Consider the following 15,904-nt stretch of genomic DNA (forward strand, 5'->3'; position numbering starts at 1 on the left):
CTGGCGCGGGTCGGACACGCGGTCCGTCGGGCCGTCTCATCGGCGGGACTCGTGATCGCACCGGCTGTGCGATCACCAAGCCTGCTTACCCCGTTGGTTGACGCGGATCATGTTGCCCCGTCGACCGGCACGGTCGGGCCTTAGCCCGCCTGTCAGCGGTGGGGCAATCCCATCGCACACGGAGGTAATCACGATGCACGATCTTGCGGGAGCGATCTGGCGGACCAGCAGCCGCTCGAACGACCAGGGGCTCTGCGTGGAGGTGGCGGACAACCTGGTCGACGTCCTCGGCGTTGTCGGGGTCCGCGACTCCAAGGACCAGGCCGGTCCCACACTGACCGTCAGCCCGCCGGGGTGGACGGCGTTCATCGGCGCCATCCGGGGCGGTCGTTTCGAACGCTGACCGGCGCGCCGGCACCGGTCGACGACCGGTGCCAAGCGACTGCCGAAACGGACAGCGTGGCCTCCGGGTGGTGGAAATTCCGTCCCGGGGGCCTCGTCCGGCCCTCACCGCGCGTACCGTCGACGACACGGGAGGGTGGCATGTCGACGGTGACGGTTTCCGGGCTCATCGATGCACACGCTGTCGATGTCTGGCGTCTGCTGACCGACCTGCCCGGCCGGGCGGCGCGGCCGACGGCTGTCGGCCCGGTCGAGCTGCTCACCCCGGGCCCGTTCGGGCCGGGCACCGCCTGGCGTGAGGAGCGCGTCCAGCCGGGCGGTGGCACGCTCACCGAGGAGTTCCTGGTGGTGGAGGCCCTCGCCCCGCAGCGACTGGTGCTGTGTTCCTCCGGTGCCGGCGCGGAATACCGGATCACCTGGAGCCTGCGACAGGTCCGCCGTCGCGGCCGGGCTCGCACGGCGATCACCATCACTCAGGAGGCGGTGCCGACCGACCCGTACGGTCGCGTGGTGGCGCTGCTGCTCGGCGGGCTCGCCGCCAGGGCGGTCGAGGTGGCGCTCCGGCGTGATCTCGCCGACCTGGCCGTGGCGGCGGGTGTGGCCGGCTCGGTCGAAGCGGCCTGACCGGCGCCCAGCCCGCACTAAGTGCGACAGTGGCCGACGCGACCTGACCGGGGTCTGACCAGTTCCGCTGGGTAGGGTGCCGGGCGGAGGTGCGGCATGGGGTTCCCGAGGGGCCGGCGACGGCTCGTGCTGGCGGTGGTGGCGTTGCTCGCCACGGCGGCCACCGCGATCATCGTGCACCGGGTGCTCGCGCCGGCCGAGGTGAGCACGGTGGCGACGGGTGACTACCCGGCCGCGGCCCAACCGCCCGTCGGTGTGGTCGGTCGGCTGCCGGTCGCCCCGCTGATCGTGGACGAGAGGCTGCGGGTGTACGCCGCACACCGCCAGGTCTATGCCGACCGTCCGGTCGACGGGCGGCACCGCACCACCCCCTACTGGTCGTACCGGCGTTGGCCGGCGGAGCTGACCGCGGTGGTGGCCAGCGGCAGCACGGTGATCAGCCGCTGGTCCGACGGTCAGGTGGTCGCGCTCGACGCGCCCACCGGCCGGGTGCGGTGGCGGGCCGAGGGTCCGGTGCCCGCCGAGAGCGCGGCGGTGGTCCGGCGGACCGGGGCCGCCATCGTCTGGGATCCTCGCGGGCTCTACCTCACCGACCTCGCGGACGGCCGGACGGTGCTGGTGGTCACCGGCGACACCGAGGCACGCGGGGTGGAGGTGGCCGGCGGCCGGGAGTTGTGGCGGGTCGACCTGCCCGGCGACTGCCGCCGTGACGTCGGCACCACGGCATCCGGGCAGTTGATCGGCCTGGACAGCTGCGCGGGGCCGGCCACTGTCGAGTTCCGGGACGCGGCGACGGGCGCGGTGGGTACGCGGTGGCGACCGCCGGGTGGCTCGGACGGATTGGTGGCGACTCCGCTGGGTTGCCGTACCGGCCACTCGGCGTGCTCCGGGCTGCGGACCGCCGGGCCCGGGGACGCGGGTGGTCGGGGCTGGCTGCTGGGCGAGGGCGAGCCGCTTCCCGCTCCGGCGCTGGACCCGGCCGGTGCCACGCTGGCCGGCGAGCAGGCCGTCGCCGTGGTCGACGGGGCGGCGGTGGGTCGCTCGGCGCGTGACGGCACCGAGCTGTGGCGGTCGCCGGGGCTCGGAACGGCGCGGGTGCTCGCGGTGCAGCCCGGCCGGGTGCACCTGCTGACCGAGGTGAACGACCTGGTGACGCTGGATCCGGCGACCGGCGCGCAGTTGTCCCGCTTCTCTCTCAATGTCGGGTCCGACGGAACGGGCTGGGCGCCCGGGGCGGTGTTAGCCGAGGACGGCTACGTCGCGGTGGAGCGGCTCCGGAAGCCGGTCGACCCGGAGGGTGACGACCAGCGCTACTACCTGACCGCCGAGGCCGTGATCCTGGCCGCCACCTGATCGCGGGGTTTCAGCACCTGGTCATACCCTTTGTCCAAAAAGGGTATGTTTCTCACGGTCCAGGTTTCCGTGGGAAGGGGTCGGCGCATGGGTCGGACGGCAGCCAACTACCTCGTGGGCAGCGCGCTCGCCGCCACCGCGAGCCTCACGCTGGCGGTTTCGCCGACGCTTACCGCAGACTTCGCTTCGGCGCGTGGGCTCAGCGCCGCGTGGGCCGAGCGGTCGACGGACGACGGCGTCACCTTCGAGATCGTGCCGGCGTCGCCGACCCCGACGCCACCCGCCCCCACGCCGACACCACCGACGCCCACGCCCAGCCACGGTGGTCAGCTGCCGGTCACCGGTTCCGGAGGGTCGGCGCTGCTGCTCGCCGGGCTGGGCGGGGCTCTGCTCCTTGTCGGCTGGCTCGCCGCCCGCCGGAGGCGGCCGGTCTGATGGCCTGCGCCGCCGCCGGTGGCGGCCGGCATCAGCGCCCGGCCGGGATCCGCTCCCGCGGCCTGCGGATGGGAGGCCGACCGGAATGGCGCGATCGGCGGGCCAGCACCCCGAGGCCGGTGATCAACAGCAGGCCCGCGACGGCTGCGCCCACGGCCCAGCCGGAGATCATCCGGGAGACGACGCTGCCCCGCTCTCCGACCTGACCCGCGTCGGGGAACTGGATCTGCGCGGTGACGCTGCGCTTCACCAACCCGCTCTCCAGGTTCACCTCCATCTTCCAGGGGCCGTTGGGCAACTCGGCGGGGAGTCGAGCGACGACCTGCCCGGAGCCACCGGGCGCAAGCGTGACGCCCTGCCCGACCGGGAAGGGACCGGCCCGGCTGCCGGCCGGCCCATCGCTCAGGGTGACCGTCCCGGTCAGGTCGAGGGCGCGACCGCCGGTGTTGGCGACCTGGACGGTCACCGACGGTTCACCCTCGGGGCTGCGAGCCGGGCGTAGCTCTCCGATCGAGAAGTCGGAGGCCGGTTCGCCGCCGGGGCCGATGTCGAGGTACATCCGGACGCCGACCCGATGGACCTGGGTGATCTCCCCGCCGGTCCGGGGCGCGGACGCGGTGGACGCCCAGAGCACCCCGTACCGCTCGCCGCGCGAGGCGGGTGGCGGCACCGTGATGGTCGCCTGGACCCGGGTCTCGCCCCACGGCTGCACCTCCACGGTCGGGTGGTCGAGGGTGATCCATGAGGTCAGCTCGTTTGTCGCGCGTCCCTCGCCGAAGCGGAACGCCGAACCCTCCAGGGTGGCCGCCGCCGGATAAACGTCGATGCGACGAGTTTCGCCGGTGCGATTGGCGATCAGCAGTTGCCGCTTGATGGTGGTGCCCGGCGGGAGGTGGTCGACGATGTAGCGCAGCGCCCGGGGATCGGTGCGGCGGTCGGTCGGGGCTTCCAGCAACCGGATCCCGATGCTGCCCTCGTCCGACCCCGTTCCCGGCTCGGCCGCGCCGGCCCGGGTCGACAGACCCGGACCGGCGAGGCAGAACAGGGCGAGCGCGACCGCGATGGTCGACCGCCCCCGGCGGCTACGCCACCGAATGTGTCACCGTGCCGGTGTACTCGCCCGCGATGCTGTCCAGCGGGACGTTGACCACCAGGGTGGGGTTCCAGCTGGCGGTGTTGCCGCCGGTCCCGCCAGCGTGGGTGAACGCGGTGAGCGGGGTGACGCTGTCCAGCGGCGCCGCGTCGCCGGCGGTGGGCTGACCCGGCGTGAAGGTGCCGGTGCCGGTGGTCGCCGTCGCCGCGCCGGACCAGTAGTCGATCTCCTCCGGGAGGACGGTCTCCGGCGGGGAGCCAGTGCCGGTCTGGAAGACCGACGCCGTCACCGACGCGACCCAGGACGCGTCGTCGGCGGCCCGGGAGTCGTCGACCGTCACGGTGCCGAGCTGGCCGGTGATGGTGCCACCGGGGGCACCAGTGCCCAGGTCGGCGGTGGCCGGCGCGACGACGTCGAGCGTGCCGGCGAGGACCTCGAAGGTGGTGTCCGTCGTGTCGTCGGGCGCGGCGGCGGCGGGCGTGGCGAGGAAGCCCACCATCGCGGCGGCAGCGGCCCCGGCGAGACAGATCTTGGCAGTACGCACTGTTCGTTACCCCGTTTTCTCGAAGTGAGCCGGCGTGCGTCCTCGGCACGCCGGCTTACTTCGGAAGGTAGGGCATAAACGACGCAGAACAGGACAAACAGCTCTTATGTCACAAGATGGTCAACTACTTCAGGTCAGTGCCGCCTCCGCAGCCGCCAGGAGGGCGTCGTTCTCGGCCGGCGTGCCGATGGTGACCCGGACGCCGTCACCGGGGAACGGTCGGACGATCACTCCGCGCGCCTCGCACGACTTGCCGAAGGCCACGGCCCGGTCGCCCAGCGGCAGCCAGACGAAGTTGGCCTGGCTGGTCGGCACGTCGGGCACGAACTTGCGCAGCGCCTCGGTGACCCGGTCCCGTTCGGCGATGACCAGCGCGCAGCGGCGCTCCATCTCCGCGACCTGGGTCAGCGCGGCGAGCGCCCCGGCCTGGGCGGCCGTGCTGGTGGAGAACGGGGTCGCCACCTTGCGGATCGCCGACGCCACCACCGGCTGGGCCACCAGCCAGCCGATCCGCAGACCGGCCAGCCCCCACGCCTTGGACAGCGTGCGCAGCACCGCCACGTTCGGCCGGTCCAGGTAGTCGAGCCCGTTCGGCACCTCGGGGTCGGTGACGAACTCCCGGTATGCCTCGTCGATGACCACCAGCACGTCGTCGGGCACCGCGTCGAGGAACCGGTCCAGCTCGGCCCGGCGTACCGCCGTGCCCGTGGGGTTGTTCGGGTTGCAGACCAGGATCATCCGGGTCCGGTCGGTCACCGCCGCCGCCATGGCCGCCAGGTCGTGCCCGTGCCCGGCGTCGTTGGGCACCCGCACGCTTGTCGCGCCGCTTGTCGCCGCGATGATCGGGTACGCCTCGAACGACCGCCATGAGTAGAGCACCTCGTCGCCGGGCAGGCAGGTGGCCCGGACCAGGTGCTCGGCGAGCGCCACCGACCCGCAGCCGGTGGCGATCCGGTCGGCGTCCACCCCGTACCGCTCGGCGAGCGCGTCGCGCAGCGCCACGACGCCCATGTCCGGGTAGCGGTGCGAGGCGGTGATCGCCTCGGTGACCGCCTCCACCACGCCCGGCAGCGGCCCGTACGGCACCTCGTTGCTGGCCAGCTTGATCGCCTCCGGCAGACCCAGCTCGCGCGCCAGGTCGGCCGGGCTGCGCCCGGGAACGTAGTTGGGCAGCGCGTCCAGGTCGGCGCGGGTCAGTCGCAGCGCCGGCTCGTGGCGTCCGGAGTCCGTCATGGGGTGTCTCCCGTGGGCTGGGGGTGGTCGTCAGTGGTGGTGGACTCGGTGGGGTCGGGGAGTTGGACGACCACCGTCTGTGCGCGCTTGTCGTGCAGCGCTCGGCGGAGCGGATGGTCGAAGAGCGGGGAGAGGGCGCCGACCAGTTGCAGCACCAGGCCGAGGCCGGCGCAGTACCAGAGCAGGGTGGGCAGGCCCATCGTGCTCCACCGGCTGAACGCCCGACCGAAGCCCAACGGCTGGTCGGCGGCGATCGGCACCGCGCGGATCCGCATGATCCGCTTGCCGAAGGTCTGCCCGTTGGTGGCCATCGAGGGCACCTCGTACGCCAGCCAGAGCGCCGCGGCGATCACCACGATCACCACCTGGAGGAGCCCGGCCTGCTCGCTGATCGGCGGCAGCCCCTCGGTGGAGGTGTTGCCCTCCATGCCGCGCCGGAAGGCCTCCCGCCAGTACGGCAGAAGCTCCTCCAGCCATCGCCAGACGAACCAGCCGTTGACCACCGCGTTCAGTGCGAACACGATGCCGAAGTCGATCAGCCGGGCGGTGAACCGGCGGCCGTAGCCGGCCAGCGGCAGCCCGTGCGGGCGCGGCTCGGGCGGCTGTCCGGGCCAGCCGGGCGGCGCGCCCGGCGGTGTCCAGCCCGGCGGACCGGCCTGCGGCGTCCAGCCGGGCGGCGCACCTGGCGGTGCCCAGCCCGACGGACCGGCCTGGGGCGTCCAGCCCGGGGCCTGACCTGTCTGCGGCGTCCAGCCGGGCGGCGCACCTGGCGGTGTCCAGCCGGGCGGACCGGCCTGGGGCGTCCAGCCCGGGGCCTGACCTGTCTGCGGGCCCTGCCCGGGGTGCGGTGCCGAACCGGAGTGCGGTGGCCAGCCCGGTGGGTTGGTCACCCCGTTGGCTGCGGCGGGTGCGGCCGGGGTGACCGGTACGGGCGGCGGCTCGGCCGGGGGCGGCCCGTCCGGCGGGGTGGCGTCGACGGGGATGGGCGCGCCGAGCCAACCCTCACCGTCCCAGTACCGCCGGGTTTCAGGGTCGGCCGGGTCGACGTACCAGCCTGGTTGCACACTCACGAGGCAACCTTAACGACGACCGTTCCGGCGAACTTGTCGTGGAGGCACTGCTGCCAGGGCTTGTCCCAGAGCTGCCAGAACCCGTCGGCGTAGCTCATGCCCGGAACCAGCGAGGACGCCAGGTACTGCACGAGCCACCGTCGGCCGGCCATCCGCCGGTCGAGCGTGCGGGTCGGGTCGAGCGGCACCACGCGCAGCTTCATGATCTTCTTGCCGAGCGTCTGGCCGCCGCGCTTGAGGTACTCCACGTGGTAGAGCCAGTAGAGACCGAGCAGCACGACGAACAGACCGAACTGGAGCAGCAGGATCGGCAGGAAGAAGCTGACGAAGAAGGTGCGCGGGTCGGGCTCCACGAGAGTGCCGTCCGGGTTGGTCTGGGTCATCTCGGTGAACATCCGCCACCAGAGGACCAGGAAGATCGGCATGAACAGCATCAGCGACACGACAGTCGCCAGCGCCGTGTCGATCATCCAGGCCAGCAGCCGGTCGCCGAAGCTGGCCAGTGGCTGCCCAGCCGGGCTCAGCGTCGGCGGCGGCGGGCCCACCGGGCGGGGTGGCCCGGCGTACCAGTGCGGCGGGGCGTACCCGGGCGGGGCGTACTGCGGCGGCACGGCGTACCCCTGGGGGATCTGTCCGGGCGGCGGCGGCGCGCCGCCGGCGGCGGGCGGGGGCCCACCGGCCGGCGGCGTCGGGTACGTCGGAGGCTGCGTCACGCTCGCAAGTGTTACAGGTTGCCGCGCGCTTCCTGCTCTCGCTCGATGGCCTGGAAGAGCGCCTTGAAGTTGCCCTTGCCGAAGCCGAGCGAGCCGTGCCGCTCGATCAGCTCGAAGAAGACCGTCGGGCGGTCCTGCACCGGCTTGGTGAAGATCTGGAGCAGGTAGCCGTCCTCGTCCCGGTCGACCAGGATCTTGCGGGCCTTCAGCTCCTCGATCGGCACCCGTACGTTGCCGATGCGGGCGCGCAGTTCCGGGTCCTCGTAGTACGAGTCCGGGGTGTCGAGGAACTCCACACCGGCGGCCCGCATCGCGTCGACGCTGGCCAGGATGTCGTTGGTGGCGACGGCGACGTGCTGGGCACCCGGGCCCTGGTAGAACTCCAGGTACTCGTCGATCTGCGACTTCTTGCGGGCGATCGCCGGCTCGTTGAGCGGGAACTTCACCTTGCGGGTGCCGTTCGCGACGACCTTGCTCATCAGCGCCGAGTAGTCGGTGGCGATGTCGTCGCCGATGAACTCCGCCATGTTGGAGAAGCCCATCACCCGCTTGTAGAACTCGACCCACTCGTCCATCCGGCCCAGCTCCACGTTGCCGACCACGTGGTCGACGGCCTGGAAGAACCGCTTCGGCTGGATGCCGGCGTCGATCATCGGCTGCCGGTCCACGATCGGGCCGCGGGCCACGAAGCCGGGCAGGAACGGGCCGGTGTAGCGGGACCGGTCGACGAGCGTGTGCCGGGTGTCGCCGTACGCGGCGATGGCGGCCATCCGGACGGTGCCGTGCTCGTCGCTCACCTCGTGCGGCTCGACGACGCCGGTGGCGCCCTGCGCGACGGCGTGCGCGTACGCGGCGTCGACGTCCGGCACCTCCAACGCGATGTCGCTGATGCCGTCGCTGTGCCGTGCCACGTGCTCGGCGCCGTCGGCGTCCGGGCGCACCGCGCCGGTCAGGACGAACCGGGCCGATCCGCTGGTCAGCACGTACTGGGCGTGGTCGCGGTAGCCCTGCTCGGGCCCGCGGTACGCCACGCAGGTCATGCCGAACGCCGTGGAGTAGTAGTGCGCGGCCTGCTTGGCGTTGCCGACCAGGAAGTGCAGGTGGTCGAGGCCCCGCACCGGGAACGGGTCGTGACTGATGTCGTGGTCGACTGCGCCGACGAGCCGGTCGACGTCGACGTCCTCGGTCGACTTGGGTCGGTCGATCGCCTGGGTCATGGTGGCCTCCCTCGCGTACCGGCCGGCCTCGTGGGCCGCCGTGGTGTCCTCTTGTGGCGAGGATCGCGGTGTCGACCCCGGCTGGGCAACTGTTGGTGGAAATGCTGGTCAGGTTGTGCATTCGGTATGGTCTGAACCCATGAACGGTGAGCAGGCTGTACAGCTCGACGCGCTCGATGTGCGGTTGGTCGAACTGCTCACCGAGGAGCCGCGGATCGGGGTGTTGGAGTGCTCCCGCCGCCTCGGCGTGGCCCGGGGCACCGTGCAGGCCCGGCTGGACAAGCTGGTCGACCGGGGCGTCATCGGTGGCTTCGGCCCGGAGATCTCACCGGCCGCGATCGGGTTCGGGGTGACCAGCTTCGTCACCCTGGAGATCAGTCAGCGGCACGGCCACGACCCGGTCACCGCCCACCTGGCCGCGATCCCCGAGGTGCTGGAGGCGCACACCATCACCGGCTCCAGCGACGTGCTCTGCCGGATCGTGGCCCGCTCCAACACCGACCTGCAACGGGTCATCGACTCGATCGTCTCCTCGGCCGGGATCACCCGAGCATCGACCATCATCGCGCTCGCCGAGCAGATCCCCTACCGCACCCTGCCGCTGGTGCGCAGCGCCGTCCGCGCCGACGCGAGGTGACCACCCGGCGGCTTTAACACCTCCGGGCCCAGAAAGCGCGGCGACACGGCGGCGCGGGCGTACGGAAGATCCGTGATCGTGGCTACGGTGTGCGGTGTGGCGAAGGGGAGCGTGCGCGGTGGGCTGCTGCTCGGCCTCGCCGTGGTCGTCGCCCTCGCCGCCACCGGGGTGTGGAACCCTTTTCCAGGCCTGTGGGACTGGGTGGACCGCAGCGAACCCATCTCCGATTCGGACATGGTCTGGCAGCAGCGGGTCGGCGGCACTCCGCGCAGCGTGACCATCGCCGGCGACGCCGTCGTGGTCGAGCAGCGCACCCGGGTCGAGGCCCGCAGCCTGGCCACCGGCGCCCAGCTCTGGGAGCGCAAGGCGGACTGGTCGGCGGTCGCCGGCGGTGACCGCGACCCGGTCGTCGCCGTGGGCAAGCTCCTGGTCAAGGGGTACGAGCTGCTCGACCCGACCACGGGGGCGACCCGGCGGCGCGACGACGACGCGGTCGCCGTGTGGACGTACCGCAATCTTCTGTTGGATGCCCGCTGCACGGACGCCACCGACTGCACCCTGAGCGCCTGGGACCCGCGCGGCACCAAGCCACTCTGGACGGCGTTCCTGCCCGGGGTGCACAGCGGCCTGCTCGCCGACAACCCGGGCCTGCGGGGCACCCGCCGGCTGACCGCCACCCGCATCGACGACGGGGTGGCCGGGCCGGAGCCGGTGCCACCGCTGCTCGGCTTCCCGGTCGACGGCCGCGTGCACGTCGTGGACACCGCCACCGGGCGGGTGCTGCAGAACGTCGAACCGGGTCGGGAGGAGCGGCTCTCCGTGGTGGGCGGCCGGATGTTGCGGATCGCCGCCCGCTCCCAGGACGGCACCTGCTACTACGCCATCTCCGCCCGGGACCCGGCGACCGGGCAGGAGGCGTGGCAGCGGGCCGGGGTCAACCTGCGGACCGCCGACACCGCCGGCTGCGTGCAGCGCGAGGACCCGCAGGGCGCCCGGAACGTCCTGATCGGGGTCGGCGCGGACGGCCGTGAGGCGGTCATCGACGGGTACGACGGGCGGCTGCTCTGGGTCGGCGAAGCGGCCACCAGGCTGATCGCGGTCGACGACCGGTACGCGGTGTTCCGGAGCGCCGACAAGCGTTCGGTGGTGTCCCGTGAGCTCGGCACCGACCGGGTCCTGTGGACCCGGCCCGCCAGCGCCAAGTCCGGTGCCGCGCTCACCCCGTACGCGGCGGTGCTCGGCGATGAGAAGCCGTCCCGGTTGGTCGCCGTGGACCCGCGCAGCGGCCGGGAACTGGCCATGCTGCGCACCTCCGCGAACGCCCTCGCGGTCGGATCGCAAGGCATGATCATCGGCGAGGGGCGGGAGATCGGGTACGTCCGCTTCGGGGCCACCGGGGGCACCGGGAGCACTCCGGCGTCGCCCGGCGACAGCGGAATCCCCGGTCCGGGTGGCACCGGCCCGGGTGGCACCGGCCCCGGGTCGGGCAACAACGGTGACTGCGGGCCGAAGGGGGAACTCTGCCCCGAGCCCGGCGGCGGCAAGGACGGCTGACGGGCTCGGCGGATGAGAGCGTCGTCCCAGCAGCAGCCCGGCGGGTGGGAATGATCGACCGGTCTGCCCTAGGCTTGCCGCTCATGAGCAGTGCCGCTGCATTCTCGTACGCCCCCCTGCTGCCGACCGGCCCTGATCAGACGGAATACCGCCTGATCACCGACGAGGGCGTGGACGTCGTGCACGGCCCCGGAGGTCGCCGGTTCCTCACCGTCGACCCGGCCGCGCTGACCGCGCTGACCGCCGAGGCGATGCACGACATCGCGCACTTCCTACGCCCGGCGCACCTGGCCCAGCTCCGCGCCATCATCGACGATCCGGCCGCGTCGCCGAACGACCGGTTCGTCGCGCTGGACCTGCTGCGCAACGCCAACATCGCCGCCGGTGGGGTGCTGCCGATGTGCCAGGACACCGGCACCGCGATCGTGATGGGCAAGCGCGGCCGGCACGTGCTGACCGACGGGACGGACGCCGAGGCCATCTCCCGGGGCGTCTACCAGGCGTACACGCGGCTGAACCTGCGCTACTCCCAGCTCGCCCCGCTGACCATGTGGGATGAGCGCAACACCGGCAGCAACCTGCCCGCCCAGGTGGACCTGTACGCCGAGGACCCGGACGGGCACCCCGACGCGTACAAATTCCTGTTCATGGCCAAGGGCGGCGGTTCGGCCAACAAGTCGTACCTCTACCAGGAGACCAAGGCGCTGCTCAACCCGACGCGGATGATGCAGTTCCTGGAGGAGAAGCTGCGGCTGATCGGCACCGCCGCCTGCCCGCCGTACCACCTGGCCGTCGTCATCGGCGGCACCTCCGCCGAGTACGCGCTGAAGACCGCGAAGTACGCCAGCGCCAAGTACCTTGACGCGCTGCCCACCTCCGGGTCGATGAGCGCGCACGGCTTCCGCGACATCGAGCTGGAGGCGGAGGTGCTGGAGCTGACCCGCAACTTCGGCATCGGTGCCCAGTTCGGCGGCCGGTACTTCTGCCACGACGTACGGGTGGTCCGGCTGCCCCGGCACGGTGCCTCCTGCCCGGTGGCGATCGCCGTCTCCTGCTCGGCGGACCGCCAGGCCGTCGCCAAGATCACCCCGTCGGGCGTCTGGCTGGAGCGCCTGGAGACCGACCCGGCGCGTTTCCTGCCCGATGTCACCGACGACTCGCTCGACGCCGAGACGGTCGTCCGGGTCGACCTGAACCGGCCGATGGACGAGATCCGCGCCGAGTTGTCCAAGTACCCGGTGAAGACCCGCCTGTCCCTGTCCGGCCCGCTCGTGGTGGCCCGCGACATCGCCCACGCCAAGATCGCCGAGCGGCTGGACGCCGGCGAGCCGATGCCGCAGTACCTGCGCGACCACGCGGTCTACTACGCCGGCCCGGCGAAGACCCCCGAGGGGTACGCTTCCGGCTCGTTCGGCCCGACCACCGCCGGCCGGATGGACGCCTACGTGGAGAAGTTCCAGGCCGCCGGCGGCTCGCAGGTGATGCTGGCCAAGGGCAACCGGTCGGGTCAGGTGACCCGCTCCTGCCAGCAGCACGGCGGCTTCTACCTCGGCTCGATCGGCGGCCCCGCCGCCCGCCTCGCCCAGGACTGCATCCGGCACGTCGAGGTGCTCGAATACGCCGAGCTGGGCATGGAGGCGGTCTGGAAGATCGAGGTGGAGGACTTCCCGGCCTTCATCGTGGTCGACGACAAGGGCAACGACTTCTTCGCCGAGGTCACCAAGCCGGTGCTCACCGTCGGCCGCCGCTGACCCGACAGGTACGCGTCGCCAGATCGCGCGAGGTGGAGCGGCTCTCGGCCGAGTTGGGCTGAGGGCCGCGCCACTTTCCCTGCACAGTGGCAGGTGGCGCGGCAGGATGGTACGCGTGACGACTCCAGAGGCGACGGGTTACCGGATCGAACGAGACTCGATGGGCGAGGTGGAGGTGCCCGCCGAGGCGCTGTGGCGGGCGCAGACCCAGCGCGCGGTGCAGAACTTTCCCATCTCCGGTCGGGGTATCGAACCGGCGCAGATCAAGGCGCTCGCCCAGATCAAGGGCGCGGCGGCCGAGGTCAACGGCGAGCTTGGTGTGATCGACGCGAACGTGGCCGCCGCGATCGCCGCCGCCGCCGCGCACGTGGCCGACGGCGGTTACGACGACCAGTTCCCGATCGACGTGTTCCAGACCGGCTCCGGAACGTCGTCCAACATGAACGCCAACGAGGTGATCGCCACCCTGGCGAGCCGGGAACTGGGCGGGCCGGTGCACCCGAACGACCACGTCAACGCCTCACAGTCCAGCAACGACGTGTTCCCGTCCTCGATCCACCTGGCTGCCACGCAGTTCATCGTGGAGGACCTGCTGCCGTCGCTGACCCACCTCGCCGCCGCGTTGGAGGGCAAGGCGGCGGAGTTCGAGACGGTGGTCAAGGCCGGCCGTACCCACCTGATGGACGCCACGCCGGTCACCCTCGGGCAGGAGTTCGGCGGGTACGCGGCACAGGTCCGCTATGGCGTGGAGCGGCTGGAGGCGTCGCTGCCCCGACTGGCCGAGCTGCCGCTGGGCGGCACCGCGGTGGGCACCGGGATCAACACCCCGCTCGGCTTCGCCGCCGCCGTCATCGGCAGGCTGCGGGAGTCGACCGGGCTGCCGCTGAGCGAGGCGCGCAACCACTTCGAGGCGCAGGGCGCCCGGGACGCGCTGGTGGAGACCTCGGGGCAGTTGCGCACCGTGGCCGTGGGTCTCTACAAGATCGCCAATGACATCCGCTGGATGGGCTCCGGCCCCCGGGCGGGGCTGCGGGAGCTGCGCATCCCCGACCTCCAGCCCGGCTCGTCGATCATGCCGGGCAAGGTCAACCCGGTGGTCGCCGAGGCGATGCGGCAGGTCTGCGCCCAGGTGATCGGCAACGACGCGACGGTCGGCTTCGCCGGCTCGCAGGGCGACTTCGAGCTGAACGTGATGCTCCCGGTGATGGGCCGCAACCTGCTGGAGTCGATCCGGCTGCTGGCCGCTGCGAGTCGGCTGTTCGCCGACCGCCTGGTGGCCGGCCTGGTCGCGGACGCCGAGGTCTGCCTGGCGTACGCCGAGGGGTCGCCGTCGATCGTCACCCCGCTGAACCGCCACCTCGGGTACGACGAGGCCGCGTCGATCGCCAAGGAGGCGCTGGCCAAGCAGACCTCCATCCGAGAGGTGGTGATCTCCCGAGGTCACGTCGACTCCGGCAAGCTCACTGAGACCCAGCTCGACGAGGCGCTCGACCTGCTTCGGATGACTCACCCCTGACCTGCGGGTCGCCGCGGGGTGCCGCCCAGCCGAGGAAGCGCGCGTAGAGCGCGGCGGGGTCCGGGCCGTCGTGCGGGTTGAGCCGGTACAGGTCGGCGGCCGCGTCGTGCAGGACCGTGCACAGGTAGATGCTCAACGCGATCCGGTCGTGCGCGTACTCCTGGCGCAGGGTGAGCCGGGCGACCGGGCACGGCCATGGCGCGGCGCAGACCCGGCAGAGCCAGAGCGGGCGCAGTGGCAGGTGCGGTCGACGTGGGATGGTGGCGCGGTCGTCCGGGGCGCTCCGGGTCATGGTGCGGCCTTCCTTTGGAGCTGAATCGTTTGCGTCATCACCCCGCCGCAGCCAAGATCGCGCTCGTTCCTGGCTGCGGCATCACCTGCCGCAGCCAAGATCGGGCTCGGTCCTGGCTGCGGCATGACCCGCCGCCGCCAAGATCGTGCTCGATCCCGGATGTAGTGGTCTCCGTCCGCCGGGACCGCACTACTTCCACGATCGAGCACGATCTTGCGGGGCCGGTCGGCCTGGTCTGGGGTGGGACCGCCCGACCGGGGGAGCGGGCGGTCCCGGGCGGCGCCGACAGACCCGGGGGACGGGCGGCGGTGTCGCGCTTCACAGTCTGGTGATCAGGCGGCTACGGTCGGAAGGGTCTGGTCGACCTGTCGTGGCTGCCCTGTTGCAGGCGGGACCGCCGCTGGCGGCCGACTGGAGTTGATCGTCGGCGAGGTGGAGGGCGGCAGGCATGGCCGATGGGCAGATGACGGCGGCGGCGTTCCTGATCGCGGAGCTTCGTCGGGCGCGAGCCCGGCGGGGTTGGAGTCAGGAGGAGCTGGCCAAGGCGGTCAGCTACTCGGCGTCGATGGTCAGCGCCGTCGAGTTGGGCCAGCAGCCGCCCACCGGCAAATACCTGGAACTCGTCGACCGTGCCCTGGACACCGGCGGCCTCTTCGGCCGCATGTCCACCGAGCTGGTCAGCCTGGACCGGGCGCAACCGTGGCTGCGCGGCTGGCAGGCGATTCTTGAGCAGGCGCGCACGGTCCGGTGGTACGAGCCCCGCTACGTTCCGGGGCTGTTCCAGACCGAGGCCTACGCGCGGGCGGTCTTCGAGGCGGGCGACCTGCTCGATGCCGAGGAGGTCGCACGGCGACTGGCCGATCGGATGGACCGCCAGGAGGTGCTGCACAGTGAGCGGTCGCCGCACATCGTGGCGGTGCTGGACGAGGCGGTGTTGCGCCGACGGGTGGGCGGGCGGAAGGTGATGCGCGACCAGACGCTGCACCTGGTGGGCATCGCCACCGGGCACCCTCGGGTCCGACTGCACGTGGTGCCGCGATCGGCCGAGGAGTACCCGGGGCTCGGCGGGCAGTTCGCGCTTGCCACCCTGCCCGATGGCACAGAGCTGGCCTATCTGGACAGTCAGGTCCGTGGCCAGGAGCTGGACCAGCCTGCGGATCTGGCGCGGTTGCAGCGGGTCTGGGAGGCTACCTTGGGCGAAGCCCTGCCCCCGCAGGCGTCCATCGAGTTGATGAGCGAGGTGGCCGAGTCGTGGAGTTGACCGACGCTCGATGGCACAAGAGCAGCCGCAGCAACCAGGACGCCAACTGTGTCGAGGTGGCTACGAACCTGGGGGAGGTGGTCGGGGTGCGCGACAGCAAGGACCCGGACGGACCCGTGCTCGCCGTCGACGCGTACTCCTGGCGGCTCTTCGTGGCCGCGCCCCCGCGCTGACGCGACCACCTCGCGCGGCGCGGAAATCGGCTCGAC

The 15,904-nt window shown here is 72.1% G+C and carries 17 protein-coding genes; 10 read left to right on the forward strand and 7 right to left on the reverse strand.

Annotation, left to right across the window (positions count from 1 at the left end; translation table 11 throughout):
• The first annotated feature begins 193 nt into the window (after positions 1 to 193).
• The 4 genes from ABZ808_RS22990 (at position 194) to ABZ808_RS23005 (ending at position 2,814) form a co-directional block, all read left to right on the forward strand.
• Positions 194 to 403 carry a DUF397 domain-containing protein gene (locus ABZ808_RS22990; protein ID WP_357009984.1) on the forward strand — a complete coding sequence of 70 codons (210 nt, stop codon included), beginning with the start codon at positions 194 to 196 and terminating at the stop codon, positions 401 to 403.
• A gap of 140 nt (positions 404 to 543) precedes the next feature.
• Positions 544 to 1,026 carry an SRPBCC family protein gene (locus tag ABZ808_RS22995; protein ID WP_357009987.1) on the forward strand — a complete coding sequence of 161 codons (483 nt, stop codon included), beginning with the start codon at positions 544 to 546 and terminating at the stop codon, positions 1,024 to 1,026.
• Positions 1,027 to 1,122: 96 nt separating this feature from the next.
• Positions 1,123 to 2,379 (forward strand): PQQ-binding-like beta-propeller repeat protein, encoded by a 1,257-nt coding sequence (locus ABZ808_RS23000; protein WP_357009990.1) that lies wholly within the window; start codon positions 1,123 to 1,125, stop codon positions 2,377 to 2,379.
• Between the two features lie 87 nt (positions 2,380 to 2,466).
• Positions 2,467 to 2,814 (forward strand): LPXTG cell wall anchor domain-containing protein, encoded by a 348-nt coding sequence (locus ABZ808_RS23005; protein WP_357009993.1) that lies wholly within the window; start codon positions 2,467 to 2,469, stop codon positions 2,812 to 2,814.
• Positions 2,815 to 2,845: 31 nt separating this feature from the next.
• Here ABZ808_RS23005 and ABZ808_RS23010 read toward each other — a convergent pair whose 3' ends face one another.
• From ABZ808_RS23010 to hppD, 6 genes are all read right to left on the reverse strand, one after another.
• Positions 2,846 to 3,769, reverse strand: a complete 924-nt coding sequence (locus ABZ808_RS23010) for a hypothetical protein (RefSeq protein ID WP_357009996.1) — start codon at positions 3,767 to 3,769, stop codon at positions 2,846 to 2,848.
• A gap of 127 nt (positions 3,770 to 3,896) precedes the next feature.
• Positions 3,897 to 4,451, reverse strand: coding sequence for a hypothetical protein (locus ABZ808_RS23015; protein ID WP_357009998.1), 555 nt, complete (start codon positions 4,449 to 4,451; stop codon positions 3,897 to 3,899).
• A gap of 129 nt (positions 4,452 to 4,580) precedes the next feature.
• Entirely contained in the window at positions 4,581 to 5,684 is a 1,104-nt protein-coding gene (gene hisC / locus ABZ808_RS23020; RefSeq protein ID WP_357010001.1) for a histidinol-phosphate transaminase, read from the reverse strand.
• Positions 5,681 to 6,754 (reverse strand): RDD family protein, encoded by a 1,074-nt coding sequence (locus tag ABZ808_RS23025; protein WP_357010004.1) that lies wholly within the window; start codon positions 6,752 to 6,754, stop codon positions 5,681 to 5,683. Before ABZ808_RS23025 ends, hisC begins: the two co-directional genes overlap by 4 nt.
• Positions 6,751 to 7,467 (reverse strand): RDD family protein, encoded by a 717-nt coding sequence (locus ABZ808_RS23030; protein WP_357010007.1) that lies wholly within the window; start codon positions 7,465 to 7,467, stop codon positions 6,751 to 6,753. Before ABZ808_RS23030 ends, ABZ808_RS23025 begins: the two co-directional genes overlap by 4 nt.
• Before the next feature lie 11 nt (positions 7,468 to 7,478).
• A complete protein-coding gene (hppD, locus tag ABZ808_RS23035; RefSeq protein ID WP_357010009.1) occupies positions 7,479 to 8,684 on the reverse strand; it encodes a 4-hydroxyphenylpyruvate dioxygenase in 1,206 nt (401 codons plus the stop codon).
• Positions 8,685 to 8,823: 139 nt separating this feature from the next.
• Between hppD and ABZ808_RS23040 the strand changes: the two genes are divergently transcribed.
• From ABZ808_RS23040 to ABZ808_RS23055, 4 genes are all read left to right on the forward strand, one after another.
• The gene (locus tag ABZ808_RS23040; protein WP_357010012.1) at positions 8,824 to 9,321 is read left to right on the forward strand and encodes an Lrp/AsnC family transcriptional regulator; all 498 of its coding nucleotides are present in this window, start codon (positions 8,824 to 8,826) and stop codon (positions 9,319 to 9,321) included.
• Between the two features lie 96 nt (positions 9,322 to 9,417).
• Positions 9,418 to 10,875 (forward strand): PQQ-binding-like beta-propeller repeat protein, encoded by a 1,458-nt coding sequence (locus ABZ808_RS23045; protein ID WP_357010015.1) that lies wholly within the window; start codon positions 9,418 to 9,420, stop codon positions 10,873 to 10,875.
• A gap of 83 nt (positions 10,876 to 10,958) precedes the next feature.
• Positions 10,959 to 12,626: a fumarate hydratase gene (locus ABZ808_RS23050; RefSeq protein ID WP_357010018.1), complete on the forward strand. Its 1,668-nt coding sequence runs from the start codon at positions 10,959 to 10,961 to the stop codon at positions 12,624 to 12,626.
• Positions 12,627 to 12,732: 106 nt separating this feature from the next.
• Positions 12,733 to 14,142 (forward strand): class II fumarate hydratase, encoded by a 1,410-nt coding sequence (locus ABZ808_RS23055; protein WP_357010021.1) that lies wholly within the window; start codon positions 12,733 to 12,735, stop codon positions 14,140 to 14,142.
• Here the strand turns inward: ABZ808_RS23055 and ABZ808_RS23060 are convergent.
• Complete coding sequence (locus ABZ808_RS23060) at positions 14,087 to 14,434, reverse strand: hypothetical protein (protein ID WP_357010024.1); 348 nt, start codon at positions 14,432 to 14,434, stop codon at positions 14,087 to 14,089. The genes ABZ808_RS23055 and ABZ808_RS23060 overlap by 56 nt on opposite strands.
• 448 nt (positions 14,435 to 14,882) lie before the next feature.
• Here ABZ808_RS23060 and ABZ808_RS23065 point away from each other — a divergent pair, with 448 nt between their 5' ends.
• Together ABZ808_RS23065 and ABZ808_RS23070 are read left to right on the forward strand one after the other, a co-directional pair.
• Complete coding sequence (locus tag ABZ808_RS23065) at positions 14,883 to 15,695, forward strand: helix-turn-helix transcriptional regulator (protein ID WP_357010027.1); 813 nt, start codon at positions 14,883 to 14,885, stop codon at positions 15,693 to 15,695.
• Complete coding sequence (locus ABZ808_RS23070; protein ID WP_357010030.1) at positions 15,686 to 15,868, forward strand: DUF397 domain-containing protein; 183 nt, start codon at positions 15,686 to 15,688, stop codon at positions 15,866 to 15,868. The genes ABZ808_RS23065 and ABZ808_RS23070 overlap by 10 nt, the downstream gene beginning before the upstream one ends.
• Positions 15,869 to 15,904 lie beyond the last annotated feature (36 nt).

This window comes from Micromonospora sp. NPDC047527 (genome assembly GCF_040643015.1).
Taxonomy (GTDB): domain Bacteria; phylum Actinomycetota; class Actinomycetes; order Mycobacteriales; family Micromonosporaceae; genus Micromonospora.

Excerpts from the sequence above, each read along its gene's own strand:
- ABZ808_RS22990 (WP_357009984.1), top strand. The coding sequence starts at position 194 with ATGCACGATCTTGCGGGAGCGATCTGGCGGACCAGCAGCCGCTCGAAC.
- ABZ808_RS22995 (WP_357009987.1), top strand. The coding sequence starts at position 544 with ATGTCGACGGTGACGGTTTCCGGGCTCATCGATGCACACGCTGTCGAT.
- ABZ808_RS23000 (WP_357009990.1), top strand. The coding sequence starts at position 1,123 with ATGGGGTTCCCGAGGGGCCGGCGACGGCTCGTGCTGGCGGTGGTGGCG.
- ABZ808_RS23005 (WP_357009993.1), top strand. The coding sequence starts at position 2,467 with ATGGGTCGGACGGCAGCCAACTACCTCGTGGGCAGCGCGCTCGCCGCC.
- hisC (WP_357010001.1), bottom strand. The coding sequence starts at position 5,684 with ATGACGGACTCCGGACGCCACGAGCCGGCGCTGCGACTGACCCGCGCC.
- hppD (WP_357010009.1), bottom strand. The coding sequence starts at position 8,684 with ATGACCCAGGCGATCGACCGACCCAAGTCGACCGAGGACGTCGACGTC.
- ABZ808_RS23040 (WP_357010012.1), top strand. The coding sequence starts at position 8,824 with ATGAACGGTGAGCAGGCTGTACAGCTCGACGCGCTCGATGTGCGGTTG.
- ABZ808_RS23050 (WP_357010018.1), top strand. The coding sequence starts at position 10,959 with ATGAGCAGTGCCGCTGCATTCTCGTACGCCCCCCTGCTGCCGACCGGC.
- ABZ808_RS23055 (WP_357010021.1), top strand. The coding sequence starts at position 12,733 with ATGGTACGCGTGACGACTCCAGAGGCGACGGGTTACCGGATCGAACGA.
- ABZ808_RS23060 (WP_357010024.1), bottom strand. The coding sequence starts at position 14,434 with ATGACCCGGAGCGCCCCGGACGACCGCGCCACCATCCCACGTCGACCG.
- ABZ808_RS23065 (WP_357010027.1), top strand. The coding sequence starts at position 14,883 with ATGGCCGATGGGCAGATGACGGCGGCGGCGTTCCTGATCGCGGAGCTT.